Here is a 23,279-nt window from a genome sequence, read left to right as displayed (position 1 = left end):
GCGACTTACTCTTCAGTAGCGAGGTTAACCAATTAGGGGAGCCGTAGGGAAACCGAGTCTTAATAGGGCGTTCAGTTGCTGGAGGTAGACCCGAAACCCGGTGATCTATCCATGGTCAGGTTGAAGGTTGGGTAACACCAACTGGAGGACCGAACCCACTTATGTTGCAAAATGAGGGGATGAACTGTGGATCGGAGTGAAAGGCTAATCAAACCGGGAGATAGCTGGTTCTCCTCGAAATCTATTTAGGTAGAGCCTCGCGTATTACCCCAGGGGGTAGAGCACTGTTAAGGCTAGGGGGTCATCCCGACTTACCAACCCTTTGCAAACTCCGAATACCTGGAAGTACAGCGCGGGAGACACACTGCGGGTGCTAACGTCCGTAGTGGAAAGGGAAACAACCCAGACCGCCAGCTAAGGTCCCAAAGTTATCGCTAAGTGGGAAACGATGTGAAAAGGCTTAGACAGCTAGGAGGTTGGCTTAGAAGCAGCCACCCTTTAAAGAAAGCGTAATAGCTCACTAGTCGAGTCGGTTTGCGCGGAAGATGTAACGGGGCTAAGCGATACACCGAAGCTGCGGGATATACTTTTAGTATATCGGTAGAGGAGCGTTCTGTAAGCCGCTGAAGGTTCATTGAGAAGTGGGCTGGAGGTATCAGAAGTGCGAATGCTGACATGAGTAACGTTAATGCGGGTGAAAAACCCGCACGCCGGAAGACCAAGGGTTCCTGTTCGACGTTAATCGGAGCAGGGTGAGTCGGCCCCTAAGGCGAGGCAGAGATGCGTAGTCGATGGGAAACAGGTTAATATTCCTGTACCGGTATGTATTGTGATGGAGAGACGGAGAAGGCTAGGCCAGCACACAGATGGTGTTGTGTTTAAGGTGGTAGGCTGAGGACTTAGGCAAATCCGGGTCCTTAAGGCCGAGAGCTGATGACGATCGCCCAAGGGCGAGAAGTGGTTGATGCCATGCTTCCAGGAAAATCTTCTAAACTTCAGATACATACCGACCGTACCCCAAACCAACACTGGTGGTCAGGTAGAGAATACTAAGGCGCTTGAGAGAACTCGGGTGAAGGAACTAGGCAAAATGGCACCGTAACTTCGGGAGAAGGTGCGCCGGTTTTGGTGATGGGACTTGCTCCCTAAGCTGAGGCTGGTCGAAGATACCAGGTGGCTGCGACTGTTTATCAAAAACACAGCACTCTGCAAACACGAAAGTGGACGTATAGGGTGTGACGCCTGCCCGGTGCCGGAAGGTTAATTGATGGGGTTATCTTCGGAGAAGCTCTTGATCGAAGCCCCGGTAAACGGCGGCCGTAACTATAACGGTCCTAAGGTAGCGAAATTCCTTGTCGGGTAAGTTCCGACCTGCACGAATGGCGTAACGACGGCCACACTGTCTCCACCCGAGACTCAGTGAAATTGAACTCGCTGTGAAGATGCAGTGTTCCCGCGGCTAGACGGAAAGACCCCGTGAACCTTTACTACAGCTTCACACTGGACTTAGAACCTGCTTGTGTAGGATAGCTGGGAGACTTTGAAGCATGCACGCCAGTGTGTGTGGAGTCGACCTTGAAATACCAGCCTGGTAGCTTTTGAGTTCTAACTCAGGCCCGTTATCCGGGTCGAGGACAGTGTGTGGTGGGTAGTTTGACTGGGGCGGTCTCCTCCCAAAGAGTAACGGAGGAGCACGAAGGTTGGCTAATCATGGTCGGAAATCATGAGGTTAGTGTAATGGCACAAGCCAGCTTAACTGCGAGACAGACACGTCGAGCAGGTACGAAAGTAGGTCATAGTGATCCGGTGGTTCTGAATGGAAGGGCCATCGCTCAACGGATAAAAGGTACTCCGGGGATAACAGGCTGATACTACCCAAGAGTTCATATCGACGGTAGTGTTTGGCACCTCGATGTCGGCTCATCTCATCCTGGGGCTGTAGCCGGTCCCAAGGGTATGGCTGTTCGCCATTTAAAGAGGTACGCGAGCTGGGTTCAGAACGTCGTGAGACAGTTCGGTCCCTATCTGCCGTGGGCGTTGGAGATTTGAAGAGAGCTGCTCCTAGTACGAGAGGACCGGAGTGGACGAACCTCTGGTGTTCCGGTTGTCACGCCAGTGGCATTGCCGGGTAGCTATGTTCGGACAGGATAACCGCTGAAAGCATCTAAGCGGGAAGCCCCCTCTAAGATTAGATCTCCCTGAAACTTTAAGTTTCCTGTAGAGCCGTTGTAGACTACGACGTTGATAGGCAAGGTGTGGAAGCGTTGAGAGGCGTTAAGCTAACTTGTACTAATTGCTCGTGAGGCTTGACTATATAACCCCAAGCACATTGGGTTGTATGTCGAAGCAACAGACATAGCGTGATTGAATACTGCATATTACAGATATTAAAACTTCTTCTGCCGAATTATTAAGACTTTAGGTCAATATCCAAACGATTTTGCTTGGCGACCATAGAGAGTTGGAACCACCTGATCCCTTGCCGAACTCAGAAGTGAAACGACTCATCGCCGATGGTAGTGTGGGGCTTCCCCATGTGAGAGTAGGTCATCGCCAAGCGCTAATAAAAAAGAAAGCCACCTTCGGGTGGCTTTTTTTATATCTATAACTTATTGATTATTATCGTATTACCTGGGCACCATCCCTAAAGGGACTCCTGATAGTCGTGTAAATAATCGTCGGGAGCGATTTTGAATGCCGAGGGAAGCGATGGCAGCCCGTCAGGGTGCGCCCGAGGGCATAATAAAGGGCAGGATTGCCCGAATAGAGTAGGTCATCGCCATACCCCTCGGGGCAGACCCTACCCTAAAGGGCACGTGAGCGCTTATACCAAAAACCCCGCCTAACGGTTGGGGTTTTTTTATGCTTGTCGTATATGTGTTAATAATTATGAAGAACGTTTGGTAAAATATGATACGTATTTACGGTTTGGCCTTAAACCACTACAGAGCCCAACTTTATATTTATTTTTTGTTCCAGTGAATCATGATTTATTTTTTAGGATGCTATTACCTGCTCAGACCGGGCTGGTGTTAAACCTACTTACTTTCGATAGCCAAAAGTTTACAGGCATAAAGTAAAGGTGGGTAATTACAACTACTCTACTGTATGGTACTTCAGTCAAGGTTTAGTGCTTAGTTTAAAATATTGTAAACTTAAAAAGGAAAAAGGTGAGTAGAACACCATAGGTAGCTTTTGCGTAAAACAGGTTTTACAATGCAGTTACAAAAATAAAATAATTTAGGAAAGCGAAGTGCGTCTAATTCTTTATATAATTTTAGGACTTGTTAGTGTTTCATCCTCAGCTGATACTTATGAACTGATTTATGATTATAATTATGAGGTCGTAGATAGTAACTCTTTTCGAGATTCTCCGGAAAAATACAGGTCTGTGTCAATTGCAGATAAATTATACTTTGAGATAATTGTTTCGAATGCAGACCTAATGTCAGAAAGTAGCCATCTAGCCGTAACGGATGGTACCAAAGATGGTACATTCTTGGTTAAGGGCTTGGAGAACTTGAATACTAAGACAAACTTATTGGGGATGTTCTCTGTAAATAATAAATTGGTATTGTTAATTAGTAATGATGGTGAATTCGGTCGTACATTCGAGTTGTGGGAAGTTAATCCTGGAAATGATATAGCGGTTAAAGTTAGTGAGTTTCCAGATAATGACGGATATCCACCATTTCACAATGGAGTGCTAGCCTATTATTACGGAACTGAAAAATTAGTCCTTACAAGTAACCAATCCTCCTCAATTGTAATATATGATTTCATCACGTCGGACATAAAAAAAATTGATATGGCAGCTATAACCCAGCTTACTCATCATAAGACCAATTCACGTAATTATGTCCTTGGAGACCATTTCTACTACGAGGTTTCGTTGGGTGTAGGTGAGGAATCGATATATCGAGTAAATTTACTCACCGATGAGATAGAGCTTTATACAAAAGGACGTATGGGCTTCTCACACTTGGTTATGGGTAATCGTGCGTATTACTTAGGCACCGATCAAGAGAATAATCATTATATCTATAGCCATGGTGAAGAGCTAAACACCGTCGAAAAAATGATTTCTATAGAAGACTACACTTTTGGTAATTATCAACTAAAGAACGTTGATAACAAGTTAGTATATTATAATTATGGTGAGTTTCTTGTTAAAGACAACCAGTCCGCAGGTTTTATTAGGCTCTCGTTCCCTGAGGGCATATACCCCCACCAAAAAAAAGCAGTTGATTCATATAGCATAGAAAAATATGAAGACAAATATTATTTTATTGGTAAAAAGGTAGACCAAGGTCGTCATGTATTAATAGAGTCAGATTTAAAAAGCTATATTGAAGCAGTATTTTATCAAGAAGAACGTGATGTCGGTGAGAATCCCGAATATTGGTCGTTTATTGAGTTTGATGAATCGAGTGAGAGCATGTACTTAGTTACAAATGAAGATTACTCTAAACAACAAAATAAAATGGAATATGGTTCCAGTCGAGGGTACCGGTGGGACATTGAGAATGAAATATTTAAACCTATCTGGCAAAAAAACAACTTTAACAAAGTTACACCAATTCATGATGCCGATAAAAGCTTAGTTTTTGCTTATCAAGTTGAAACAGGCTCCGAAGCTTGGTTTTTAGACCTTAGAAACGGTAACGCTATACAGCTAGCCGATTTAAATGGTGATATACGCACAGACTCTAATATCGTTTTGGTGCCTTTTAGTACAATAAGCAGATCTTTGCTGAACTACGTCGAGTTTTATGATCTGCAGAGGTATACCGTATTTAGTTTATTTAATGACGTATTAACAGGTTATGATGTACCAAGGGGGTTTTTTGGGGAAGGAATCGACAGCAGATATGATTATTATTCTAAGTTTTTAACAAATTCGCAAGGAGTTGTAACGTTAGTAACGAACTTTCTCTACGATAGTGTTGAAGACAACTATGTTGACTTAGGAAGTGTGGTTACAGAAGGAACGGGATATTTAGATAAGTTGGGTTTATTTAAAGGACGCTTATCTTATTTACAGAATGGAACGCTTTACCAACGTGCTTCGGATGAAGACCGTATTCTACACTATTCACCTTTATATTCTCATATGATAACCAGTGAAAACAAAATGATGTTATATGGCTGGGATGAAGAAAATAAAAATGCTGAGTTTGCCCTTCTGAATAAGATGAATATTCAGTCAAAGTTCAATATACCATGTCCAGATATTTCATCATTCACAGGTCTAAAAGTTCACTTTAGGGATAATATTGTTGTTATAGAATCGAAGCAAAACTCAAACAAAGAAATATATGTTGTTGAATTGGAAGCTACCCCAAAAATCCATAAAATCCCTGAGGGTACATACGGTCAGCCTATTATTAATAATTATGATTTGGTCAAAGTTATTACAGACAACCATATTTTATTTTCTGACTCGGTTATAAGAGAGCAAAAACAATACGGACGTTATACAAGGTATTCAATAAAAGACGGTACAGTTACTGAGTATTTGTTTGAACAGTCCACAAATATTGGGTTTAAAAAAAATGGAAAGCATTATGTGGGCTTGAACCTTGGGTATGAAATAGCAACTGTATTTGTACTTGATGAACATTTAAACTTACTAGCCTCTAAAAACGTGCATGAAATTGAGTTGTCATCAGTTTTGGATAGCATTAGATTTGGCAACTATCTAAATTGTGCTTATGGTTACTGTTATGTTCAGGGCTGGGACTGGAGAGCTGATAAGAATGATCCAAAAAAATATTTCCAGCTAAAGTTTGATGTTACTTTGGAGTTTTTTGAACAACAGTATTCACCCATCCAAGCTTTATTCACTAGATGGAATACTAAGAATAGTATTTATTTTTATGGCTTTTCAGAATTGTTTGGGAAAGAATTATATAAGCATGAAGTTCATGGGAGCGACTCTGATGGTGATGGTATTTGGGATGCATATGAGTTAGCTTATGGATTCGACCCTAATGATAGAACAGATGGTGCTATAGATTATGATGGTGATGAATTATCCAACTTTGAGGAGTTTGACTTAGGAACTAGCCCTATAAATGCTCACACAGACAATGATGGGCTAATGGACGGCGTTGAAATTAATCTTGGCTTTTTACCTGGAGAATACGACACTCATTTACATGATACCGATGAAGACAAATTAACCTACAGGCAAGAGAGTGAAGCCGGGACAGATTACTTAAATCCAGATACGGATGGCGACGGAGTTATCGATGGAGAAGATGCATTCCCATTAGATGAGTCAGAAACCCAAGATAATGACAGTGATGGAATAGGTGATAACGCCGATACAGATGATGACAATGATGGTATGCCAGATGACTGGGAAAATCAGTATGGACTAGACCCACTTTCAAACTCTGATAGAGATACTGATCCTGATGATGATGGCAAGACCAACCATGAAGAATACACCGAGGGTACTGATCCTACCGTTGCTGACGACAATGAAATAACCAACCCACCATCGGGTGACAACGGTTCAGGGGGCGGAGGCTCTACTCCTATGTGGCTACTTGCTTTATTAATGGTCTATTCTGCTAGACGATATTATAAATTTTAGTAAAAGAAAAGGCCTCATTTGAGGCCTTTTTTATTTAGGTTTATCTTTTTAAGACTTTGGCTTTCGTTTTTTAGCCTTAGGTTTGCCTTTGTCTTTGTTTTTAGATTTTGGCTTTCCTTTACCGTCGGCTTTAGACTCTTGTTTACCAATCGGTGCCAGTTGCATTGGTTTTCCAGCGACACGAGCCTTAGCTAAGATATTTTGTACTTCTTTCGGCATGCCTGCAGGAAGATCGACCGTAGTAAATTCGTCAAATAAATCAATTCGACCAATATATTCACTATCGATATCCGCTTCGTTAGCGATGGCACCAACGATACTGCCAACTTTGACATCATGGTTGCGTCCTAGTTCGATGCGGTAGCGTTCCATTTCGATATCTGGATGTGTTGAAAGTGGCTCGGCTTTAGGGGAGAAAGTGTTCTCGCGATGAGGTCTGTCTTTTTTATCGCGGCGACGCTCTTTTCTGTCTCCTCGATCAAAACGTTCATCGTCTTTACGTTCTCTGTGTGGCTTTTCTTTTAGTAGTAAGTCATCGCCAGCGGCCATCTTCGCTAAAGCTGCGGCAAGTTGGGGCCAATCCTGGTCATTGTCTTTGATGTACTTACTAACGATATCGGTATAAAACTCTAGGTCCTGGCTCGCCAGTGTTTCCGTAATGGTATTCGCAAAACGTTCAACGCGCGTTTCATTGATGGCGTCGATACTGGGCATATACATTTCTTCAATGGGCTGGTTTGTAGCACGCTCAATCGCTTTCAGCATTCGCTTTTCACGACGCGAAACGAATAAGATGGCATTACCTTCTCGACCAGCACGGCCCGTACGGCCGATACGGTGGACATACGATTCTGTATCATACGGAATGTCATAGTTGATTACGTGACTGATGCGTTCAACATCAAGACCACGAGCAGCAACATCTGTCGCCAATAGAACATCGATCTTGCCGCGCTTTAGTTTGTCGACAATTTTCTCACGAGTATTCTGGGCAATATCACCATTTAATGCATCGGCTCTGAAGCCTCTTGCATTTAACTTTTCAGCAAGCTCCATGGTGGCGCTTTTGGTACGGACAAAAATAATCATGCCGTCGAATTGTTCCGTTTCCAGTATCCGAGTTAGCGCATCCAGCTTATGGAGACCGCTAACAAACCAGTAACGTTGGCTAATCGTTTTAGCCGTAGACGTCTTGGTTTCAATTTTGATGTGTTCAGGATTATTCAGGTGTTTTTCGGCAACTTTGCGGATTTGATTCGGCATAGTTGCAGAGAATAAAGCAATCTGACGCTGCTCTGGTGTATGACCCAGGATCCACTCTACATCATCAATAAAACCCATACGAAGCATTTCATCGGCTTCGTCTAAGACCAGGGCTTTCAGGTTATCGAGCTTCAGGGTGCCACGTCGGATATGATCCATAACACGGCCGGGAGTACCTACAACCACTTGCGCGCCGCGTTTTAATTGACGCAGCTGAGTATCATAACGTTGGCCGCCATAAATAGGGAGGATCGTGAATTGATCCATGAACTTGGCATAAGTCTGGCAGGCTTCGGCAACCTGTAAAGCAAGTTCTCGGGTTGGTGCTAGGACCAATACCTGAGTCGTTTTATCTTTAGTATCGATCTTGGATAAAAGAGGCAGAGCAAAAGCCGCAGTTTTACCAGTACCAGTTTGCGCCTGGCCAATAATATCTCGTCCGGTTAACAGTACAGGAATGCTGGCCTGTTGAATCGGCGAGGGTTGTTCATAACCAACTGACTGAATAGCTTTCAATACAGCAGGGGCGAGTTCCAGTTGATCAAAACTGGTCGTTGAATCTTTAGATGTCATCAGAAATACCTTAAATAACGCTTGATGAGTGAATCACTCAAAGGAAGCTTCGGCCATCTGATAAACCCAACTAAAACACAACTTAATGCACAGATAGAAGAAAGGAAGTGCATGTGGCCACTGCTTCGAGAGGCTGCGATTATACGCATAAAAAGCGAGCAGCGTTAGTAATATTAGTAAAAAATCGCTTATTTTGGGGATAAAAGCTTGTAAAACGGGGTGATAAGGCCAGATACAGGGTAAAGCAGGGCGGAGAGGCCCTGCTATTATTTGTTATTGCTTATATATTTTTCCATCTTTCATAACGAAGCTCACGTTCTGAAGGATGGTGATATCTTCTACAGGGTTACCTTCAACAGCAATAATGTCGGCCATTTTTCCTTCTTTAATCGCGCCGATGTTATCATTCTTCAATAATTCAGCCGTTGTTACAGTTGCACTCTGAATGGCTTCCATTGGTGGCATACCAGCCTCTACCATGTACTGAAACTCTTTGGCATTATCGCCGTGAGCAGAAACGCCGCTGTCAGTGCCGAATGCAATTTTAACGCCCTCGTCGTAGGCTTTGGCGAAAGTATTCTGGATTTGAGGACCTACAGCACGAGCTTTGGGACGTACGATCTCAGGAAAGAAACCATCGATTTCAGCTTTTTCGGCGACAAATTTACCAGCGATGATAGTTGGTACGTAATAAGTGCCGTTGTCTTTCATGGCATCCATGACCTCTTCTGTCATGTAAGTACCATGCTCGATACTGGTGATTCCGGCTTCGATAGCACGTAACATACCCTCGCTACCATGGGCATGTGCAGCAACATGCATCCCGTAGTCTTTGGCGGCTTCAATCACGGCTTTTACTTCTTCATCAGTAAACTGTGGGTTTTGTCCGCTTTTGGCTAGACTTAATACACCGCCAGTGGCTGTGATCTTGATAAAGTCAGCCCCGTCCTTATAACGTTGGCGTACGGCCTTCTTGGCATCATCTGTACTGTTAATCACACCCTGTTTAGGGCCTGGGTCACCCATTAGTTTAGCGTTAGTTCCATTGGTCGGATCCGCATGCCCACCTGTGGTAGCAATTGATTTGCCCGCAGAATAAATACGCGGACCATCTACGTACCCTTGATTGATTGCATTACGTAAAGCGATGGTGACGTTGGCTGTATCGCCAGGGTTACGTACCGTAGTGAATCCAGCCATCAGGGTCTTCATTCCAAAGTGCTGTGCGCGAAGGGCCAGATCGGATGGATTTAGGGTAAAACCCTCAATGTAGGATTTTGGATTCATTTCACCTTCAAGGTGCACATGCATGTCCATCAGGCCTGGTAAACAGGTTTTATCGCTTAGATCGACCAAGCTGTTATTCTGAGGTTTCGTCTTACTGACGCGCGCGATTGTATTGCCTTTGACCTCAATAAAGTGCTGACCGAGAACCTCGCCTTCTTCCGTATCTATAACCTGACCACAGTGCAGCCAGGTGCTTTCCTTGTCTTCAGCAGTAGATACCTGGCTGAACGTGCCTAGGATCAGCGAGGTGATTAATAGTTTTGTTAATCGATTAGTATGCATTGGTTCCTCTACTGTTTTATATACAAGAATAGTCAATCTAACCTCATTATGCTCCGCTGGCAAATAGAGATGGCAGTGATTTGTAACAAGGTTTTAAGGATACCGGACGTAGTATTTCAAAAGATGTCTGATACAATACTTAACACTTTTGAAGTACTCATCGAAATCATTATGCCGCAAGCGCATTCACTAAAAAAATTTAATACCTTTGGCGTTGAGGCCAGCTGTGATCAATTCTTTCGCTTCCATCATGAAAGGGATATTCAAGACTGGCTAGCGGGTTTGCCTATACCCAAAGAAAAGTTTTTTGTGCTTGGTGGGGGCAGCAATCTTTTGTTATTGAATCATATTCCTCTAACATTTATGCAAGCCGATATTCAGGGGATTCGCTATGAGGACAAGGGTGAATCTGTCATTGTTCATGCAGGAGCGGGAGTGAATTGGCATGAGCTGGTTATGGATACGCTGGATAAAGGCTACTCTGGATTAGAAAACTTATCTTTGATACCGGGTAACGTAGGAGCAGCACCAATCCAGAATATTGGTGCTTATGGTGTTGAATTAGAGCAGCGCTTTGTCTCATTGCGCGCAGTAGATTTATACAGTGGGGCGTGCAAGACCTTTTTACATGATGACTGCCAGTTTGGCTATCGCGACAGTATTTTCAAGCGTGAATTACGTGGTCAATACGTCATTACAGAAGTTCAGCTTAAGCTTGATAAAAAACCTGAGCTAGTCCTTACTTACGGGCCGCTTAAAGTATTGTCTAAGCAAAAGCAAGTGTTGACCGCAAAGGATGTCAGTAATGAAGTTATCAGGGTAAGACAGAGTAAACTGCCTGATCCGGAGAAGCTGGGTAATGCTGGCTCGTTCTTTAAAAACCCTGTTGTAAATCAACAGCAGTACAACAATTTAAAAATACGCTACCCAGATCTAGTTGCTTACCCTGTTGGGAACGATGCTTTTAAATTAGCTGCTGGATGGCTCATTGATAAAGCGGGGTTGAAAGGATATCGCCACGGTGATGCTGGCGTCCACCAGCAGCAAGCATTGGTATTGGTCAACCACGGTAACGCAACGGGAGAAGATATTTTGAATCTGGCCGCTTATGTCAGGGATACAGTCAAAACTGAGTTTGATGTGGAGCTGGAGCCAGAAGTCTGGATTATTGGTGAGCAGCAGGTATTTAGTTAAAGGGATCGGCTATGTCATTACATAAAGAACAGCAACTGATCGCCATAATACAGCTCCTGGGTCAGGGAGAGTTTTATTCTGGGCAGGCAATAGCGGATAACCTGGGAGTCAGTCGAGCCTATGTGTGGAAACTCATTCAGCAGTTACAGGATTTGGGGCTTGGGATTCAGTCAGTTACTGGCAAAGGCTACCGACTTGAACATCTGGTGGAGCTGTTGGATGGGCAGGAAATTCAGCAGTTATTAATGGCACACGATATCGATCTAAGGTTGGTGACGGATTCTACCAATGAAGCACTAAAAGGCGAAGGCTTTGCCCACAATCGTCTGGTTATTGCGGAGTATCAGTCCGCCGGGCGTGGACGTCGAGGGAGACGGTGGGTTTCCCCGCTTGCCAGTAACCTCTACTGGTCTTTAGGGTGGAAAACACAGTTACCAGTGCAGCAGCTGGGGGGGCTAAGTCTGGTTGTTGGCCTGGCTATTGTTGAGGCACTACGACAATTGGAGGTGACGGGCGTTGAGCTAAAGTGGCCTAATGACATACGATTTCAAGGGCGCAAGCTTGGTGGGATTCTGATTGAGCTTTCTGGGGATATGGTTGGCGGTCTGCAGGTAATTATTGGCGTGGGCCTGAACGTCCATATGTCAGATAGAGTAACGGAGACCATTGAACAGGATTGGATGAATCTTCAGGAGCTAAAGTCAGGCATAAGTCGGCAAGAAGTGTTGGTAGAAATCATCCGGCAATTGGGTGTTTATTTAGAACAGTTTGAAAAGCAGGGATTCCATACTTTTTTAGATGAATGGCAAAAAGTTGATGAGTGCTACAACCAAAAGGTCTCTATTATCCAGGGTGATGAGACGATTAATGGCTGTGGGGCAGGCGTGGATGAAAATGGTGCTTTCCTGCTGCAAACAGGAAAAGGCATGAAGCCAGTATATGCTGGTGAAGTTAGCCTGAGACTACGATAGGGAAGGGCTCATATGTATCTATTAATTGACCAGGGAAATAGTCGGTGTAAGTATTTACTTACCCAAAAGGTGTCTCCTTTACTGGCAGGTGAGAAAGGAGCGTGGGATAACCATGACTTTGACCAAGTTTTTTGGAGTGAGCAATTAGAGCGGTTTGCTGAAAAACCTCTGAAAAAGATTGTTGTCAGTAGCGTTGCTGGACAGGAGCGAAAAGGTTGGTTTAAGAGGCTGTGCCTTGATGTATTAGGATTGGAGCCAATATTCGCTACTACAAGTGACGAGCAGGCACTGGATAATGGCTGCACTCTGTATAATAGCTATGAGCAACCATCTGCCCTGGGTGTGGATCGGTGGCTCGCAATGCTGGAGGCACTGGAGTTAAATGAAGGGGCCTGTATGGTGGTCGATGCCGGCACTGCAATTACTCTGGACGTGATTGATAGCCGAGGCAAACACCGTGGTGGGCACATTGTTCCGGGGCTAAACTTAATCCAGCAAAGCTTATTGGGAGAAACTCAGAATATCGCCTGGAGTGCAGGTCATGACAGTAAGCTGGATGGCAGTCTTTTAGGGACGAATACTTCTGCAGCAATCGCTTTTGGTGCTGAGGTCATGGTTCTTGGCTATACCAAGGAGATTATTGCTCAGTTGGCCGCACAGGAACTCATGCCTGGACGGATTATAATTACTGGTGGTGACGCAAGTCTGATTGAAAAAGGAATAAAAGAATTAAAAGGTATTTTCAGTGATAAACTGGAAACCGAATATCGACCCGACTTGGTACTGGAGGGTTTAGCCCGGTGGTTTTCGTTGAATAATTAATCAAATCGACGTTCTGAGTAAAAAAAATTGCAATATCAGTAAAAAAAAGTGAAAAAAGCATTGCCAAAGCGAAATCAGATCGCTAAAATTCCGCCCACTTAACGACATAGCCCTAGGCTAGTTAGATAAGTATGCCGACTTAGCTCAGTAGGTAGAGCAACTGACTTGTAATCAGTAGGTCGCCAGTTCGATTCCGGCAGTCGGCACCATTATTTTAAGGGGTTGCGTATGCAACCCTTTTTAAATGTAAGTATCAGTTCTAATTGAGATAATTATACTTGCATTTTCTCCAGCAAATTGGCATCATGCGCGCTCGCTTTGAGCAATGATGATGTTCAAATCTTGGAGGGGTTCCCGAGCGGCCAAAGGGATCAGACTGTAAATCTGACGCGAAAGCTTCGGAGGTTCGAATCCTCCCCCCTCCACCAAATTACTTCATCCTGCCTTTTGCGTTAAGTCACTGAAAAGTGAGGGCAAATGGCTGGGTGTAACCCATATTGGCTGATTAGCATATGGGTTAATATCGTACTTGGTGCAAGCGTAAACTTACTGCAGTTTACTAGGTAGCATAGATAGTAACGGTAACCAGTTGAGCGCGGGTATAGTTCAACGGTAGAACCTCAGCCTTCCAAGCTGATGATGCGGGTTCGATTCCCGCTACCCGCTCCAAATTGCCGATATAGCTCAGTAGGTAGAGCACTCCCTTGGTAAGGGAGAGGTCAGCAGTTCAAATCTGCTTATCGGCACCAGGTTTGTCGAATAAGCTTTCGTATGTTCGGCAGCAATTAGGGTGCAAGGGTGCTAGTACGTGGTTAAATGTGGCGTACAACCCGGTGACACCCGTTTTAATATTGGAACTTAAAACGCGGAAATTCCGGGAGGCTTTAGATGTCTAAAGAAAAATTTGAACGTACCAAGCCGCACGTTAACGTGGGCACAATTGGCCACGTTGACCACGGTAAAACTACACTAACGGCAGCGATCTGTACTGTATTAGCAAAAGAATACGGTGGTGCAGCTCAGGCATTCGCAGATATCGATAACGCTCCAGAAGAGCGTGAGCGTGGTATCACGATTGCGACTTCGCACGTTGAATATGAAACACCAAGCCGTCACTACGCACACGTAGACTGCCCAGGCCACGCTGACTATGTTAAAAACATGATCACAGGTGCTGCACAGATGGATGGTGCGATTCTAGTAGTATCAGCGGCAGACGGCCCGATGCCACAGACTCGTGAGCACATCTTGTTGTCACGTCAGGTAGGTGTACCGAAGATTGTTGTATTCTTGAACAAATGCGACATGGTAGACGACGAAGAGTTGCTAGAGCTAGTAGAGATGGAAGTTCGTGAACTTCTAGATCAATACGAGTTCCCAGGCGACGACACGCCAATCATCCAAGGTTCAGCATTGAAAGCATTGGAAGGTGACGAAGGTAAGTTGGGTAAAGAAGCAATCATCGCTTTAGGTGAAGCTCTAGATACTTACATTCCAGAGCCAGAGCGTGCGATTGACAAGCCATTCTTGTTACCAATCGAAGACGTATTCTCAATTTCAGGTCGTGGTACAGTAGTAACAGGCCGTGTAGAGAGTGGTGTTGTTAAGGTTGGTGAAGAGATTGAAATCGTAGGTATCAAAGATACTACGAAGACAACAGTAACTGGCGTAGAGATGTTCCGTAAGCTTCTAGACCAGGGTGAAGCTGGTGACAACGTAGGTGTACTACTACGTGGTACGAAGCGTGACGAAGTAGAGCGTGGTCAGGTATTGGCACACGTAGGTACAATTACTCCGCACACACGTTTCGAAGCAGAAGTATACGTACTATCTAAAGATGAAGGTGGTCGTCATACACCATTCTTCAAAGGCTACCGTCCACAGTTCTACTTCCGTACGACAGACGTAACGGGTGCAGTAGAGCTACCTGAAGGCGTAGAGATGGTAATGCCAGGCGACAACATCAAGATGGATGTTGAGCTAATTGCACCGATTGCGATGGACGAAGGTTTACGCTTCGCGATTCGTGAAGGTGGCCGTACAGTAGGTGCGGGTGTTGTATCTAAAATCCACGAGTAATCTCGGACTTTAGTACGACATAAGCTATCTAGCTTAGAAAAGGGCACTTCGGTGCCCTTTTTAATGAGTACCCCGGAAACTGAGAGGGTACTGACGCATGAACAAAGACGTATAAGATTTATGCGCTAACGTACCGTTTTTTATACACTTTTTGATATAGCAACTTTCTTCATAGAAATTGCCAAGAAAGAATTGCAATTCAAGTGAGACATTGTATAATTCACGGCCTTATTTTAGAGAATCAGTTTAAAGGCCAGTAGTTCAATTGGTAGAGCGTCGGTCTCCAAAACCGAAAGTTGGGGGTTCGAGTCCCTCCTGGCCTGCCACTTCTTTCCTCAATGGCGGATAACGCCAAGCATAAGCTAAGTGGCTGTTGATAAAGGTTTATTTCATGAGTGCACAGGCAAACACAGAAGCATCGAAATTTGATTTTGTGAAGTGGATAATCGCGATAGGTCTGCTGGTGGCGGGCGTTTACGCGTTTAATGTTCTTACTGAACAGTCAATCTTGATTCGTGCTGGTATCGTTGTCGCTACAGTTGTATTAGCAATTGCAACAGCAATGATGACAGCTAAAGGTAAGGCTTTTTGGCAGTTTGTAAAAGGCGCACGCACCGAGCTACGTAAGGTAATCTGGCCAAAGACTAATGAAACAACTCGTATGACAATCGTGGTTATTATCATGATTATCATCTTGGGTGCTTTCTTATGGTTGTTGGATTGGATCATCAATAGCTTTATAATACAGCCAATCTTGGGTTAGGAGACGTCACATGGCATTACGCTGGTACGTAGTTCAAGCCTTTTCAGGCTATGAGAATAAAGTAAAACATATGCTCCAGGAGCGGATTGAGCTTGCTGGTTTGCAAGATATGTTTGGCGAAATTCTAGTGCCGACGGAAGAAGTTGTTGAAATGCGTGCGGGTCAAAAGCGTAAAAGCGAACGCAAATTCTTCCCCGGTTACGTTTTAGTTGAGATGGAAATGAATGAAGAATCATGGCAGGTAGTGCGTAATACGCCTCGTGTTATGGGCTTTATCGGTGGTACATCAGACCGCCCAGCTCCAATCTCAAAGAAAGAAGCGGATGCTATCTTAAACCGAATTGAAGATAGTGGTGATAAGCCTAAACCGAAAGTATTATTTGAAGCGGGTGAGATGGTGCGAGTGATCGACGGCCCATTCGCTGACTTTAACGGCGTTGTAGAGTCGGTTAACTACGAAAAAAGCCGTTTACAGGTATCTGTGTCTATCTTTGGACGCTCAACTCCTGTAGAATTAGAGTTTAGCCAGGTCGAAAAAGGCTAGGCAACAAAATTAAACATAAAGCGATCTCTGTTTGAGCAATCAATACGGGGAGCGCTTTTTTGTCTTTGCAAAACGGGGAGCTAGAAATAGCGCTTGGACCCATATTGAGGTGAAACATGGCTAAGAAAGTCGAAGCTTATATTAAGCTACAAGTTGGTGCCGGAATGGCAAACCCAAGTCCACCAGTTGGTCCTGCTTTAGGTCAACATGGTGTGAACATCATGGAATTCTGTAAAGCGTTCAACGCAGAAACAGAGAAAGTAGAGAAAGGTCTACCTATTCCTGTTGTTATCACAGTTTATAACGACCGTAGCTTTACGTTCGTTACTAAAACTCCTCCAGCGGCAGTTTTAATTCTTAAGGCAATCGGTATTAAGTCTGGTAGTGGTACGCCTAACACTAAGAAAGTGGGCAAAATCACTCGTGAGCAATTAGAAGAAATTGCAAAAATGAAAGAGCCTGATTTAACAGCAGCCGATATGGATGCTGCGGTTCGTACAATTGCTGGTACAGCGCGCTCTATGGGCGTTGACGCGGAGGTGTAAGACGATGGCTAAATTAAGTAAACGTATCCGCGCAATCAACGAAAAAATTGGTGAGCGCACAGTATTCTCTGCAGCAGAAGCTATTGAGTTGTTGAAAGACGTTTCTAACGTTAAATTTGACGAAAGTCTTGAAGTTGCAGTTAATCTTGGTATTGACCCACGTAAATCTGATCAGGTTGTTCGTGGCGCAACAGTACTTCCGAACGGTACGGGTAAAGACGTCCGCGTTGCAGTATTTACATCAAACGCTGATGCCGCTAAAGAAGCTGGTGCAGACGTAGTTGGTATGGAAGACCTTGCTGAAGAAGTGAAGAAAGGCAACATGGACTTTGACGTTGTAATTGCTAGCCCAGACGCAATGCGTGTGGTTGGTCAGTTAGGTCAGATTCTAGGACCAAAAGGTCTTATGCCTAACCCAAAAGTTGGCACAGTAACTCCAGACGTGGCAACTGCAGTTAAAAATGCTAAAGCGGGTCAGGTTCAATACCGTGCAGATAAGAACGGTATCGTTCACGCTGCAATTGGTAAAGCAAGCTTCTCTGCTGAGCAGTTAGAGCAAAACTTGACTTCATTGCTGATGGCTTTGAAAAAAGCTAAGCCAGCATCGTCAAAAGGTACTTATATGAAGAAGATTTCACTATCTTCAACTATGGGTCCTGGTCTGACTGTAGACAAATCAACAATTAGCCTGAAAGACTAATTGATACAGCCCTCGGGCTGGGTTGTACAGACGTATTGTACATATTCTGTTTAAGCAAGGATTAGCTTAAACATGCTCGAATCGGAATATCCGCTTCGATAACAAGGCTTTGGGTTTCCTGGGTTTTAAAAGTAATTCAGGGAACCGTCAAAGACCGTAGGCACTGGTGAGTCGTCAGCTTTGGTCGCAAGGCTAAAGGACAACGATGAACTGGTTTAATCACAATGACTTCTTTAAGTCAGTTGGCCTACGCAGACGGTGAGACCTGATGAAACTTTTATAGTGGATTCGTTCACCGTGACTCAAAGGATAAGGCTTGCCTTATCAAAACTGTAACTCAAGCCAAACTTCGGTGAGGTTTGAAACAATCGGAGGTGAACTAGTGGCACTTGGACTAGAAGGCAAAAAGGCGATTGTTACTGAGGTTAACGAAGTAGCAAAAAATGCCCTTTCAGCCGTTGTTGCTGAGTACCGCGGTTTAACAGTAGAGCAAATGACTGCGCTTCGCGTAAAAGCACGTGAAAGCAATGTTTATGTACGTGTTATCCGTAACACGCTTGCTCGTCGCGCTGTTGAAGATACAGAGTTCGCTTGTATGCAAGATGCACTGACTGGTCCTCTAGTTTATGCATTCTCAATTGACGCACCTGGTGCGGCTGCGCGTCTTTTTAAAGACTTCGCAAAAGAGAATGAACTACTAGAAGTAACTGGTTTGTCAATTGCTGGTGAAATGCACGGCCCTGAGCGTCTAGACGCTATCGCAGCATTACCAACAAGAGACGAAGCGCTTGCGTCGCTAATGAGCGTGATGATTGCTCCTATCACGAAACTTGCTCGTACTTTCAACGAAGTACCAAGCAAAGTTACTCGTGCTGTTGCAGCTGTTCGCGATCAGAAGCAAGAAGCAGCTTAATATTTTCACTACGAATACTGTTAGATCGTAGTTTAAATTTTTATTTATTATTGAAATTAAATACCCAGGAGACTGAAAATGGCTCTATCTAAAGATGATATCTTAAACGCTATTGCTGAAATGAGCGTAATGGACGTTGTTGAACTTGTTGAAGCAATGGAAGAAAAATTCGGCGTATCAGCTGCAGCTGCAGTAGCAGTAGCTGGTCCAGCAGCAGGCGGCGACGCTGCAGCAGCTGCTGAGCAGACTGAATTTGACGTAGTAATGAAAAGCTTCGGCGGTAACAAAGTAGCTGTAATTAAAGCTATCCGCGGCATCACTGGTCTTGGCTTGAAAGAAGCTAAAGAAATGGTTGAAGGCGCTCCTGTTGCTGTTAAAGAAGGCGTTGAGAAAGACGAAGCTGAAGACGTTAAGAAGCAATTGGAAGAAGCTGGCGCAGAAGTTGAAGTTAAGTAATAACACGTTATTACTTGGTATCAATTAGCGAAAGCAAATGATCCAAAATGGCTGGTGACATTGTCACCGGCCTTTTTGCCGTTAAAAAACGGTACGTGGCGTGAGCCACTTTTTTGTCTCATGAGAGGCAACGAAAACGAGTTAAAAGTTAGCGAGCCGAGGAACCCAAATGGCATATTCTTACACTGAGAAAAAACGAATCCGCAAGGATTTTGGTCGACGTTCAAAGATTCTCGATGTGCCTTATCTGTTGGCAATTCAATTGGATTCATACCGTGAATTCCTTGAGCCAAAAGGCGATAACGATTCTGGTTTGGACGCAGCGTTCAAATCAATCTTCCCTATCGAAAGTTATTCAGGTAATGCTGCTCTGGAGTACGTTAGTTACTCAATGGGAGAGCCAGTATTCAATGTTAAGGAATGCCAAATACGAGGCATTACTTACTCTGCGCCACTTCGCGTGAAAATTCGATTAGTAATCTACGATAAAGATTCTAAGACGAAAAAGGTTAAAGACATTCGTGAACAGGAAGTGTTCATGGGTGAACTACCATTAATGACAGAGAATGGTACTTTCGTCATTAACGGTACGGAACGTGTTATTGTTTCTCAGTTACACCGTAGTCCGGGTGTGTTCTTCGACTCAGATCGAGGTAAAACTCACAGCTCTGGTAAGTTGTTGTACCAGGCGCGAGTGATTCCTTACCGTGGTTCATGGTTGGACTTTGAGTTCGATCCTAAAGATATGCTTTACGTGCGAATCGACCGTCGCCGTAAATTACCAGCATCGATTATCTTGCGTGCTTTGGAATACTCTACGCAAGATATGCTGGATATGTTCTTCGAGCGAAATAACTTCTATATCACTAAAGATGGTGGCATCCAGCTTGAGCTCGTGCCGTCTCGTTTACGTGGTGAAACAGCTACTTTTGATATTAAAGCAAAAGGTAAAGTTGTTGTTGAAGAAGGTCGCCGTATTACACCGCGTCATATCACGAAACTTGAAGATGCCGGTGTGAAAAAATTAGATGTGCCAACCGAGTACATCTATGGTCGTGCCTTGGCAACTGACATCATTGATAAAGATTCTGGTGAAGTAATTGCAGAAGCAAATGCAGAAATTACTGAAGAACTTTTAGAAGCATTAATTGATGCAAATGTTACGGACGTTCCTACATTGTATACCAACGATCTGGATCACGGCCCGTACATGTCAGATACCTTGCGTTCAGACTCAACCAAAACAGCACTCGAAGCGAAAGTTGAAATTTATCGCATGATGCGTCCTGGCGAGCCGCCAACGCAAGAAGCCGCTGAAGGTTTGTTCGACAACTTATTCTTCAACCAGGAGCGTTACGACTTATCTCGCGTTGGTCGAATGAAGTTCAACCGTCGTGTTGGTCGTGATGAAATCGAAGGTGAAGGTACATTATCGAATGAAGACATCATTGATGTTATGAAAACATTGATCGATATCCGAAACGGTAATGGTACTGTAGATGATATTGACCACTTGGGTAACCGCCGTATTCGTTGCGTAGGTGAAATGGCAGAAAACCAGTTCCGTGTGGGTCTGGTTCGTGTTGAGCGTGCGGTAAAAGAACGTTTGTCGCAAGCTGAAAGCGAAAACTTGATGCCTCAGGATTTGATCAACGCAAAACCTGTATCTGCTGCAGTTAAAGAATTCTTTGGCTCTAGCCAGCTGTCACAGTTTATGGATCAAAACAACCCGCTATCAGAAGTGACTCATAAGCGTCGTGTATCGGCGTTAGGTCCTGGCGGTCTAACACGTGAACGTGCAGGTTTCGAGGTTCGAGACGTACACCCGACTCACTATGGTCGTGTCTGTCCTATTGAGACTCCAGAGGGTCCAAACATTGGTTTGATTAACTCGCTGGCATGTTACGCACGCACGAATGACTATGGTTTCCTTGAAACCCCATACCGTCGTGTAAAAGATGGTAAGCCTACTGGCGATGTTGACTATCTATCTGCAATTGATGAAGGTAAATACATCATTGCTCAGGCAAACGCCAACCTTGATAAGAACGGTAAATTCAGTGATGAACTAGTGCCTTCTCGTAATCAGGGTGAGTTTATGCTGGCGACCCCTGAACAGGTTGAGTATATGGATGTATCGCCACAGCAGATCGTTTCTGTTGCGGCAAGTATGATTCCATTCCTTGAGCACGACGATGCGAACCGTGCATTGATGGGCTCTAACATGCAACGTCAGGCGGTTCCTACACTTCGTGCTGAAAAACCACTGGTTGGTACAGGCATGGAGCGTGCAGTAGCAGTGGATTCTGGTGTTGTCGTAGCTGCTAAGCGTGGCGGTATTGTTGACCAGGTAGACGCTAGCCGTGTAGTTATCCGCGTCAATGAAGATGAAGTGGGTGATAACGATTCTGGTGTAGATATCTACAACTTTACAAAATACACGCGTTCTAACCAGAACACTTGTATTAACCAGCGACCTATCGTTAAGCAAGGTGACGTGATTGAACGTGGTGATGTATTGGCTGATGGTCCTTCTACCGATTTAGGTGAGTTGGCACTTGGCCAGAATATGCGTGTAGCGTTCATGCCTTGGAACGGTTACAACTTCGAGGATTCGATTCTAATTTCTGAGAACGTGGTTAAGGAAGATCGATTAACCAGTATCCATATTCAGGAATTAACCTGTATCTCTCGTGATACCAAGTTAGGTCCAGAAGAAATTACTTCTGATATCCCGAACGTAGGTGAAAGTGCACTGAGCAACCTTGACGAGTCAGGTATTGTTTACATCGGCGCTGAAGTTAAACCTGGTGATATTCTGGTTGGTAAGGTAACGCCAAAAGGTGAAACACAGTTAACACCTGAAGAGAAACTTTTGAGAGCAATCTTCGGTGAAAAAGCGTCAGACGTTAAAGATACTTCACTACGTGTTGGTACATCTACTTACGGTACCGTTATCGACGTACAGGTATTTACCCGTGATGGCGTAGAAAAAGATGCTCGTGCTAAAGAAATTGAAAACAGCGAAGTTGCTCGCGCCAAGAAAGATATCAATGACGAATTCCGTATTCTGTCAGAAAGTATCTACCAGCGTGCACGTAACCTGGTAACAGGCTGTGTTGCTGAAAAAGGCCCTAACAAGCTGAAGAAAGGTAGCAAAGTAACTGTTGATTACCTTGATGAACTTGAGCCGAGTCAGTATCTGGATATCCAATTACGCGTTGAGGAAAAACAGCAGGCACTAGAAAGCCTGGCTAACTACCTTGCAGAACAGCGTAAAGAGTACGATAAGAAATTTGATATCCAAAAAATCAAAATCACTCAAGGTGATGATTTACAGCCTGGTGTTCAGAAGATCGTTAAGGTCTATCTGGCAGTTAAGCGCCGTATCCAGCCTGGTGACAAAATGGCGGGACGTCACGGTAACAAAGGTGTTATTTCGAACATTGTTCCAGTGGAAGATATGCCATATGACGAACATGGTGTACCAGTAGATATCGTCTTGAATCCACTGGGTGTACCTTCTCGTATGAACATCGGTCAGATTCTGGAAACTCATCTGGGTTGGGCTGCTAAAGGTGTTGGTGAGAAAATCGGTGAGCTGTTAGACACTGGGAAAGCACCAAAAACAGTTAAAACTTTCTTGAACAAAGTTTATAACCACCGCGATGATAAGACTGTCGATTTATCAGAAATGTCTGATGAAGAAGTTATGACCATGGCAGGTAACCTTCGTAACGGTGTACCAATGGCAACGCCAGTATTTGATGGTGCTACCGAGGCTGATATTCATGCGATGTATGACCTGGCTGAACTACCAAAGACCGGTCAGACATGGTTGTATGATGGCCGAACTGGCGATAAGTTTGAGCGCCCGGTGACAGTAGGTTACATGTACATGCTGAAATTGAACCACTTGATTGACGATAAGATGCATGCTCGTTCAACAGGTTCGTACAGTCTGGTAACGCAGCAACCATTGGGTGGTAAAGCTCAATTCGGTGGTCAGCGTTTCGGTGAGATGGAAGTTTGGGCACTTGAGGCGTATGGTGCAGCTTATACACTTCAAGAGATGCTGACAGTTAAGTCGGATGATGTGAATGGTCGTACGCGTATGTACAAAAACATCGTTGATGGCAACCATCGCATGGAGCCTGGCATGCCAGAGTCGTTCAATGTATTAACTAAAGAGATTAAGTCTCTTGCCATTAACATTGAACTTGAGCATGACGAGTAAGGCATAGCCAAGAAAGAGCTCCATCGCCTCGGAGTTCAAAGCTAGA

At 44.3% G+C, this 23,279-nt stretch carries 15 protein-coding genes, 5 tRNA genes and 2 rRNA genes (1 of these 22 running past the window's edge); 20 read left to right on the top strand and 2 right to left on the bottom strand.

From position 1 onward, the window contains the following. The 3 genes from KS2013_RS10155 to KS2013_RS10145 all read left to right on the top strand — a co-directional run. Nucleotides 1-2,314: ribosomal RNA gene (locus KS2013_RS10155) — 23S ribosomal RNA — on the top strand; it begins 574 nt to the left of the window's first position. A 129-nt stretch (nucleotides 2,315-2,443) separates the two neighbouring features. Further along, nucleotides 2,444-2,559: ribosomal RNA gene (gene rrf, locus KS2013_RS10150) — 5S ribosomal RNA — on the top strand. A gap of 694 nt (nucleotides 2,560-3,253) precedes the next feature. Next, complete coding sequence (locus KS2013_RS10145) at nucleotides 3,254-6,604, top strand: thrombospondin type 3 repeat-containing protein (RefSeq protein WP_068993378.1); 3,351 nt, start codon at nucleotides 3,254-3,256, stop codon at nucleotides 6,602-6,604. 48 nt (nucleotides 6,605-6,652) lie between these two features. Here KS2013_RS10145 and KS2013_RS10140 read toward each other — a convergent pair whose 3' ends face one another. Further along, nucleotides 6,653-8,440 (bottom strand): DEAD/DEAH box helicase, encoded by a 1,788-nt coding sequence (locus tag KS2013_RS10140; RefSeq protein ID WP_068993376.1) that lies wholly within the window; start codon nucleotides 8,438-8,440, stop codon nucleotides 6,653-6,655. Nucleotides 8,441-8,464: 24 nt separating this feature from the next. Between KS2013_RS10140 and KS2013_RS11965 the strand changes: the two genes are divergently transcribed. After that, nucleotides 8,465-8,608: a hypothetical protein gene (locus KS2013_RS11965; protein WP_156768992.1), complete on the top strand. Its 144-nt coding sequence runs from the start codon at nucleotides 8,465-8,467 to the stop codon at nucleotides 8,606-8,608. Between the two features lie 105 nt (nucleotides 8,609-8,713). Here the strand turns inward: KS2013_RS11965 and KS2013_RS10135 are convergent, their stop codons facing one another. Further along, entirely contained in the window at nucleotides 8,714-10,009 is a 1,296-nt protein-coding gene (locus KS2013_RS10135) for an amidohydrolase family protein (protein WP_068993374.1), read from the bottom strand. Nucleotides 10,010-10,132: 123 nt separating this feature from the next. Here KS2013_RS10135 and murB point away from each other — a divergent pair, with 123 nt between their 5' ends. The 16 genes from murB to rpoB all read left to right on the top strand — a co-directional run bounded on the left by murB (nucleotide 10,133) and on the right by rpoB (nucleotide 23,233). Beyond that, nucleotides 10,133-11,203, top strand: a complete 1,071-nt coding sequence (murB, locus tag KS2013_RS10130; RefSeq protein WP_228703665.1) for a UDP-N-acetylmuramate dehydrogenase — start codon at nucleotides 10,133-10,135, stop codon at nucleotides 11,201-11,203. A gap of 11 nt (nucleotides 11,204-11,214) precedes the next feature. Further along, nucleotides 11,215-12,174 carry a bifunctional biotin--[acetyl-CoA-carboxylase] ligase/biotin operon repressor BirA gene (birA, locus tag KS2013_RS10125; protein ID WP_068993369.1) on the top strand — a complete coding sequence of 320 codons (960 nt, stop codon included), beginning with the start codon at nucleotides 11,215-11,217 and terminating at the stop codon, nucleotides 12,172-12,174. Between the two features lie 12 nt (nucleotides 12,175-12,186). Then, nucleotides 12,187-12,996, top strand: coding sequence for a type III pantothenate kinase (locus KS2013_RS10120; RefSeq protein WP_068993367.1), 810 nt, complete (start codon nucleotides 12,187-12,189; stop codon nucleotides 12,994-12,996). A 133-nt stretch (nucleotides 12,997-13,129) separates the two neighbouring features. After that, a tRNA-Thr gene (locus KS2013_RS10115) sits at nucleotides 13,130-13,205 on the top strand. 135 nt (nucleotides 13,206-13,340) lie between these two features. Continuing rightward, nucleotides 13,341-13,424 (top strand) — tRNA-Tyr (locus tag KS2013_RS10110). Between the two features lie 167 nt (nucleotides 13,425-13,591). After that, nucleotides 13,592-13,665 (top strand) — tRNA-Gly (locus KS2013_RS10105). 4 nt (nucleotides 13,666-13,669) lie between these two features. Next, nucleotides 13,670-13,745: transfer RNA gene (locus tag KS2013_RS10100), tRNA-Thr, on the top strand. Between the two features lie 139 nt (nucleotides 13,746-13,884). After that, a complete protein-coding gene (tuf, locus tag KS2013_RS10095) occupies nucleotides 13,885-15,075 on the top strand; it encodes an elongation factor Tu (protein WP_068993330.1) in 1,191 nt (396 codons plus the stop codon). 250 nt (nucleotides 15,076-15,325) lie between these two features. Then, nucleotides 15,326-15,401 (top strand) — tRNA-Trp (locus tag KS2013_RS10090). Nucleotides 15,402-15,466: 65 nt separating this feature from the next. Then, nucleotides 15,467-15,838: a preprotein translocase subunit SecE gene (gene secE / locus KS2013_RS10085; protein ID WP_068993363.1), complete on the top strand. Its 372-nt coding sequence runs from the start codon at nucleotides 15,467-15,469 to the stop codon at nucleotides 15,836-15,838. A 10-nt stretch (nucleotides 15,839-15,848) separates the two neighbouring features. Beyond that, on the top strand, nucleotides 15,849-16,382 hold the full coding sequence (gene nusG / locus KS2013_RS10080; RefSeq protein WP_068993360.1) for a transcription termination/antitermination protein NusG: 534 nt from the start codon (nucleotides 15,849-15,851) through the stop codon (nucleotides 16,380-16,382). A gap of 116 nt (nucleotides 16,383-16,498) precedes the next feature. Further along, nucleotides 16,499-16,927 carry a 50S ribosomal protein L11 gene (gene rplK, locus KS2013_RS10075; protein WP_068993355.1) on the top strand — a complete coding sequence of 143 codons (429 nt, stop codon included), beginning with the start codon at nucleotides 16,499-16,501 and terminating at the stop codon, nucleotides 16,925-16,927. 4 nt (nucleotides 16,928-16,931) lie between these two features. Further along, entirely contained in the window at nucleotides 16,932-17,627 is a 696-nt protein-coding gene (gene rplA, locus KS2013_RS10070) for a 50S ribosomal protein L1 (RefSeq protein ID WP_068993352.1), read from the top strand. Between the two features lie 382 nt (nucleotides 17,628-18,009). After that, nucleotides 18,010-18,540 (top strand): 50S ribosomal protein L10, encoded by a 531-nt coding sequence (gene rplJ, locus KS2013_RS10065; RefSeq protein WP_068994534.1) that lies wholly within the window; start codon nucleotides 18,010-18,012, stop codon nucleotides 18,538-18,540. Between the two features lie 78 nt (nucleotides 18,541-18,618). Continuing rightward, nucleotides 18,619-18,996 (top strand): 50S ribosomal protein L7/L12, encoded by a 378-nt coding sequence (rplL, locus tag KS2013_RS10060; RefSeq protein ID WP_068993348.1) that lies wholly within the window; start codon nucleotides 18,619-18,621, stop codon nucleotides 18,994-18,996. 169 nt (nucleotides 18,997-19,165) lie between these two features. Next, nucleotides 19,166-23,233: a DNA-directed RNA polymerase subunit beta gene (gene rpoB, locus KS2013_RS10055; RefSeq protein WP_068993345.1), complete on the top strand. Its 4,068-nt coding sequence runs from the start codon at nucleotides 19,166-19,168 to the stop codon at nucleotides 23,231-23,233. Nucleotides 23,234-23,279: the final 46 nt, after the last annotated feature.

It is taken from the genome of Kangiella sediminilitoris (genome assembly GCF_001708405.1).
Classification (GTDB): Bacteria; Pseudomonadota; Gammaproteobacteria; order Enterobacterales; family Kangiellaceae; genus Kangiella; species Kangiella sediminilitoris.
The sequence above is the reverse complement of the archived record's forward strand: the minus strand, read 5'-3'. Positions and strand labels throughout refer to the sequence as shown.

Excerpts from the sequence above, each read along its gene's own strand:
- KS2013_RS10140 (WP_068993376.1), bottom strand. The coding sequence starts at position 8,440 with ATGACATCTAAAGATTCAACGACCAGTTTTGATCAACTGGAACTCGCC.
- KS2013_RS11965 (WP_156768992.1), top strand. The coding sequence starts at position 8,465 with ATGAGTGAATCACTCAAAGGAAGCTTCGGCCATCTGATAAACCCAACT.
- KS2013_RS10135 (WP_068993374.1), bottom strand. The coding sequence starts at position 10,009 with ATGCATACTAATCGATTAACAAAACTATTAATCACCTCGCTGATCCTA.
- murB (WP_228703665.1), top strand. The coding sequence starts at position 10,133 with ATGTCTGATACAATACTTAACACTTTTGAAGTACTCATCGAAATCATT.
- birA (WP_068993369.1), top strand. The coding sequence starts at position 11,215 with ATGTCATTACATAAAGAACAGCAACTGATCGCCATAATACAGCTCCTG.
- KS2013_RS10120 (WP_068993367.1), top strand. The coding sequence starts at position 12,187 with ATGTATCTATTAATTGACCAGGGAAATAGTCGGTGTAAGTATTTACTT.
- tuf (WP_068993330.1), top strand. The coding sequence starts at position 13,885 with ATGTCTAAAGAAAAATTTGAACGTACCAAGCCGCACGTTAACGTGGGC.
- secE (WP_068993363.1), top strand. The coding sequence starts at position 15,467 with ATGAGTGCACAGGCAAACACAGAAGCATCGAAATTTGATTTTGTGAAG.
- nusG (WP_068993360.1), top strand. The coding sequence starts at position 15,849 with ATGGCATTACGCTGGTACGTAGTTCAAGCCTTTTCAGGCTATGAGAAT.
- rplK (WP_068993355.1), top strand. The coding sequence starts at position 16,499 with ATGGCTAAGAAAGTCGAAGCTTATATTAAGCTACAAGTTGGTGCCGGA.
- rplA (WP_068993352.1), top strand. The coding sequence starts at position 16,932 with ATGGCTAAATTAAGTAAACGTATCCGCGCAATCAACGAAAAAATTGGT.
- rplL (WP_068993348.1), top strand. The coding sequence starts at position 18,619 with ATGGCTCTATCTAAAGATGATATCTTAAACGCTATTGCTGAAATGAGC.
- rpoB (WP_068993345.1), top strand. The coding sequence starts at position 19,166 with ATGGCATATTCTTACACTGAGAAAAAACGAATCCGCAAGGATTTTGGT.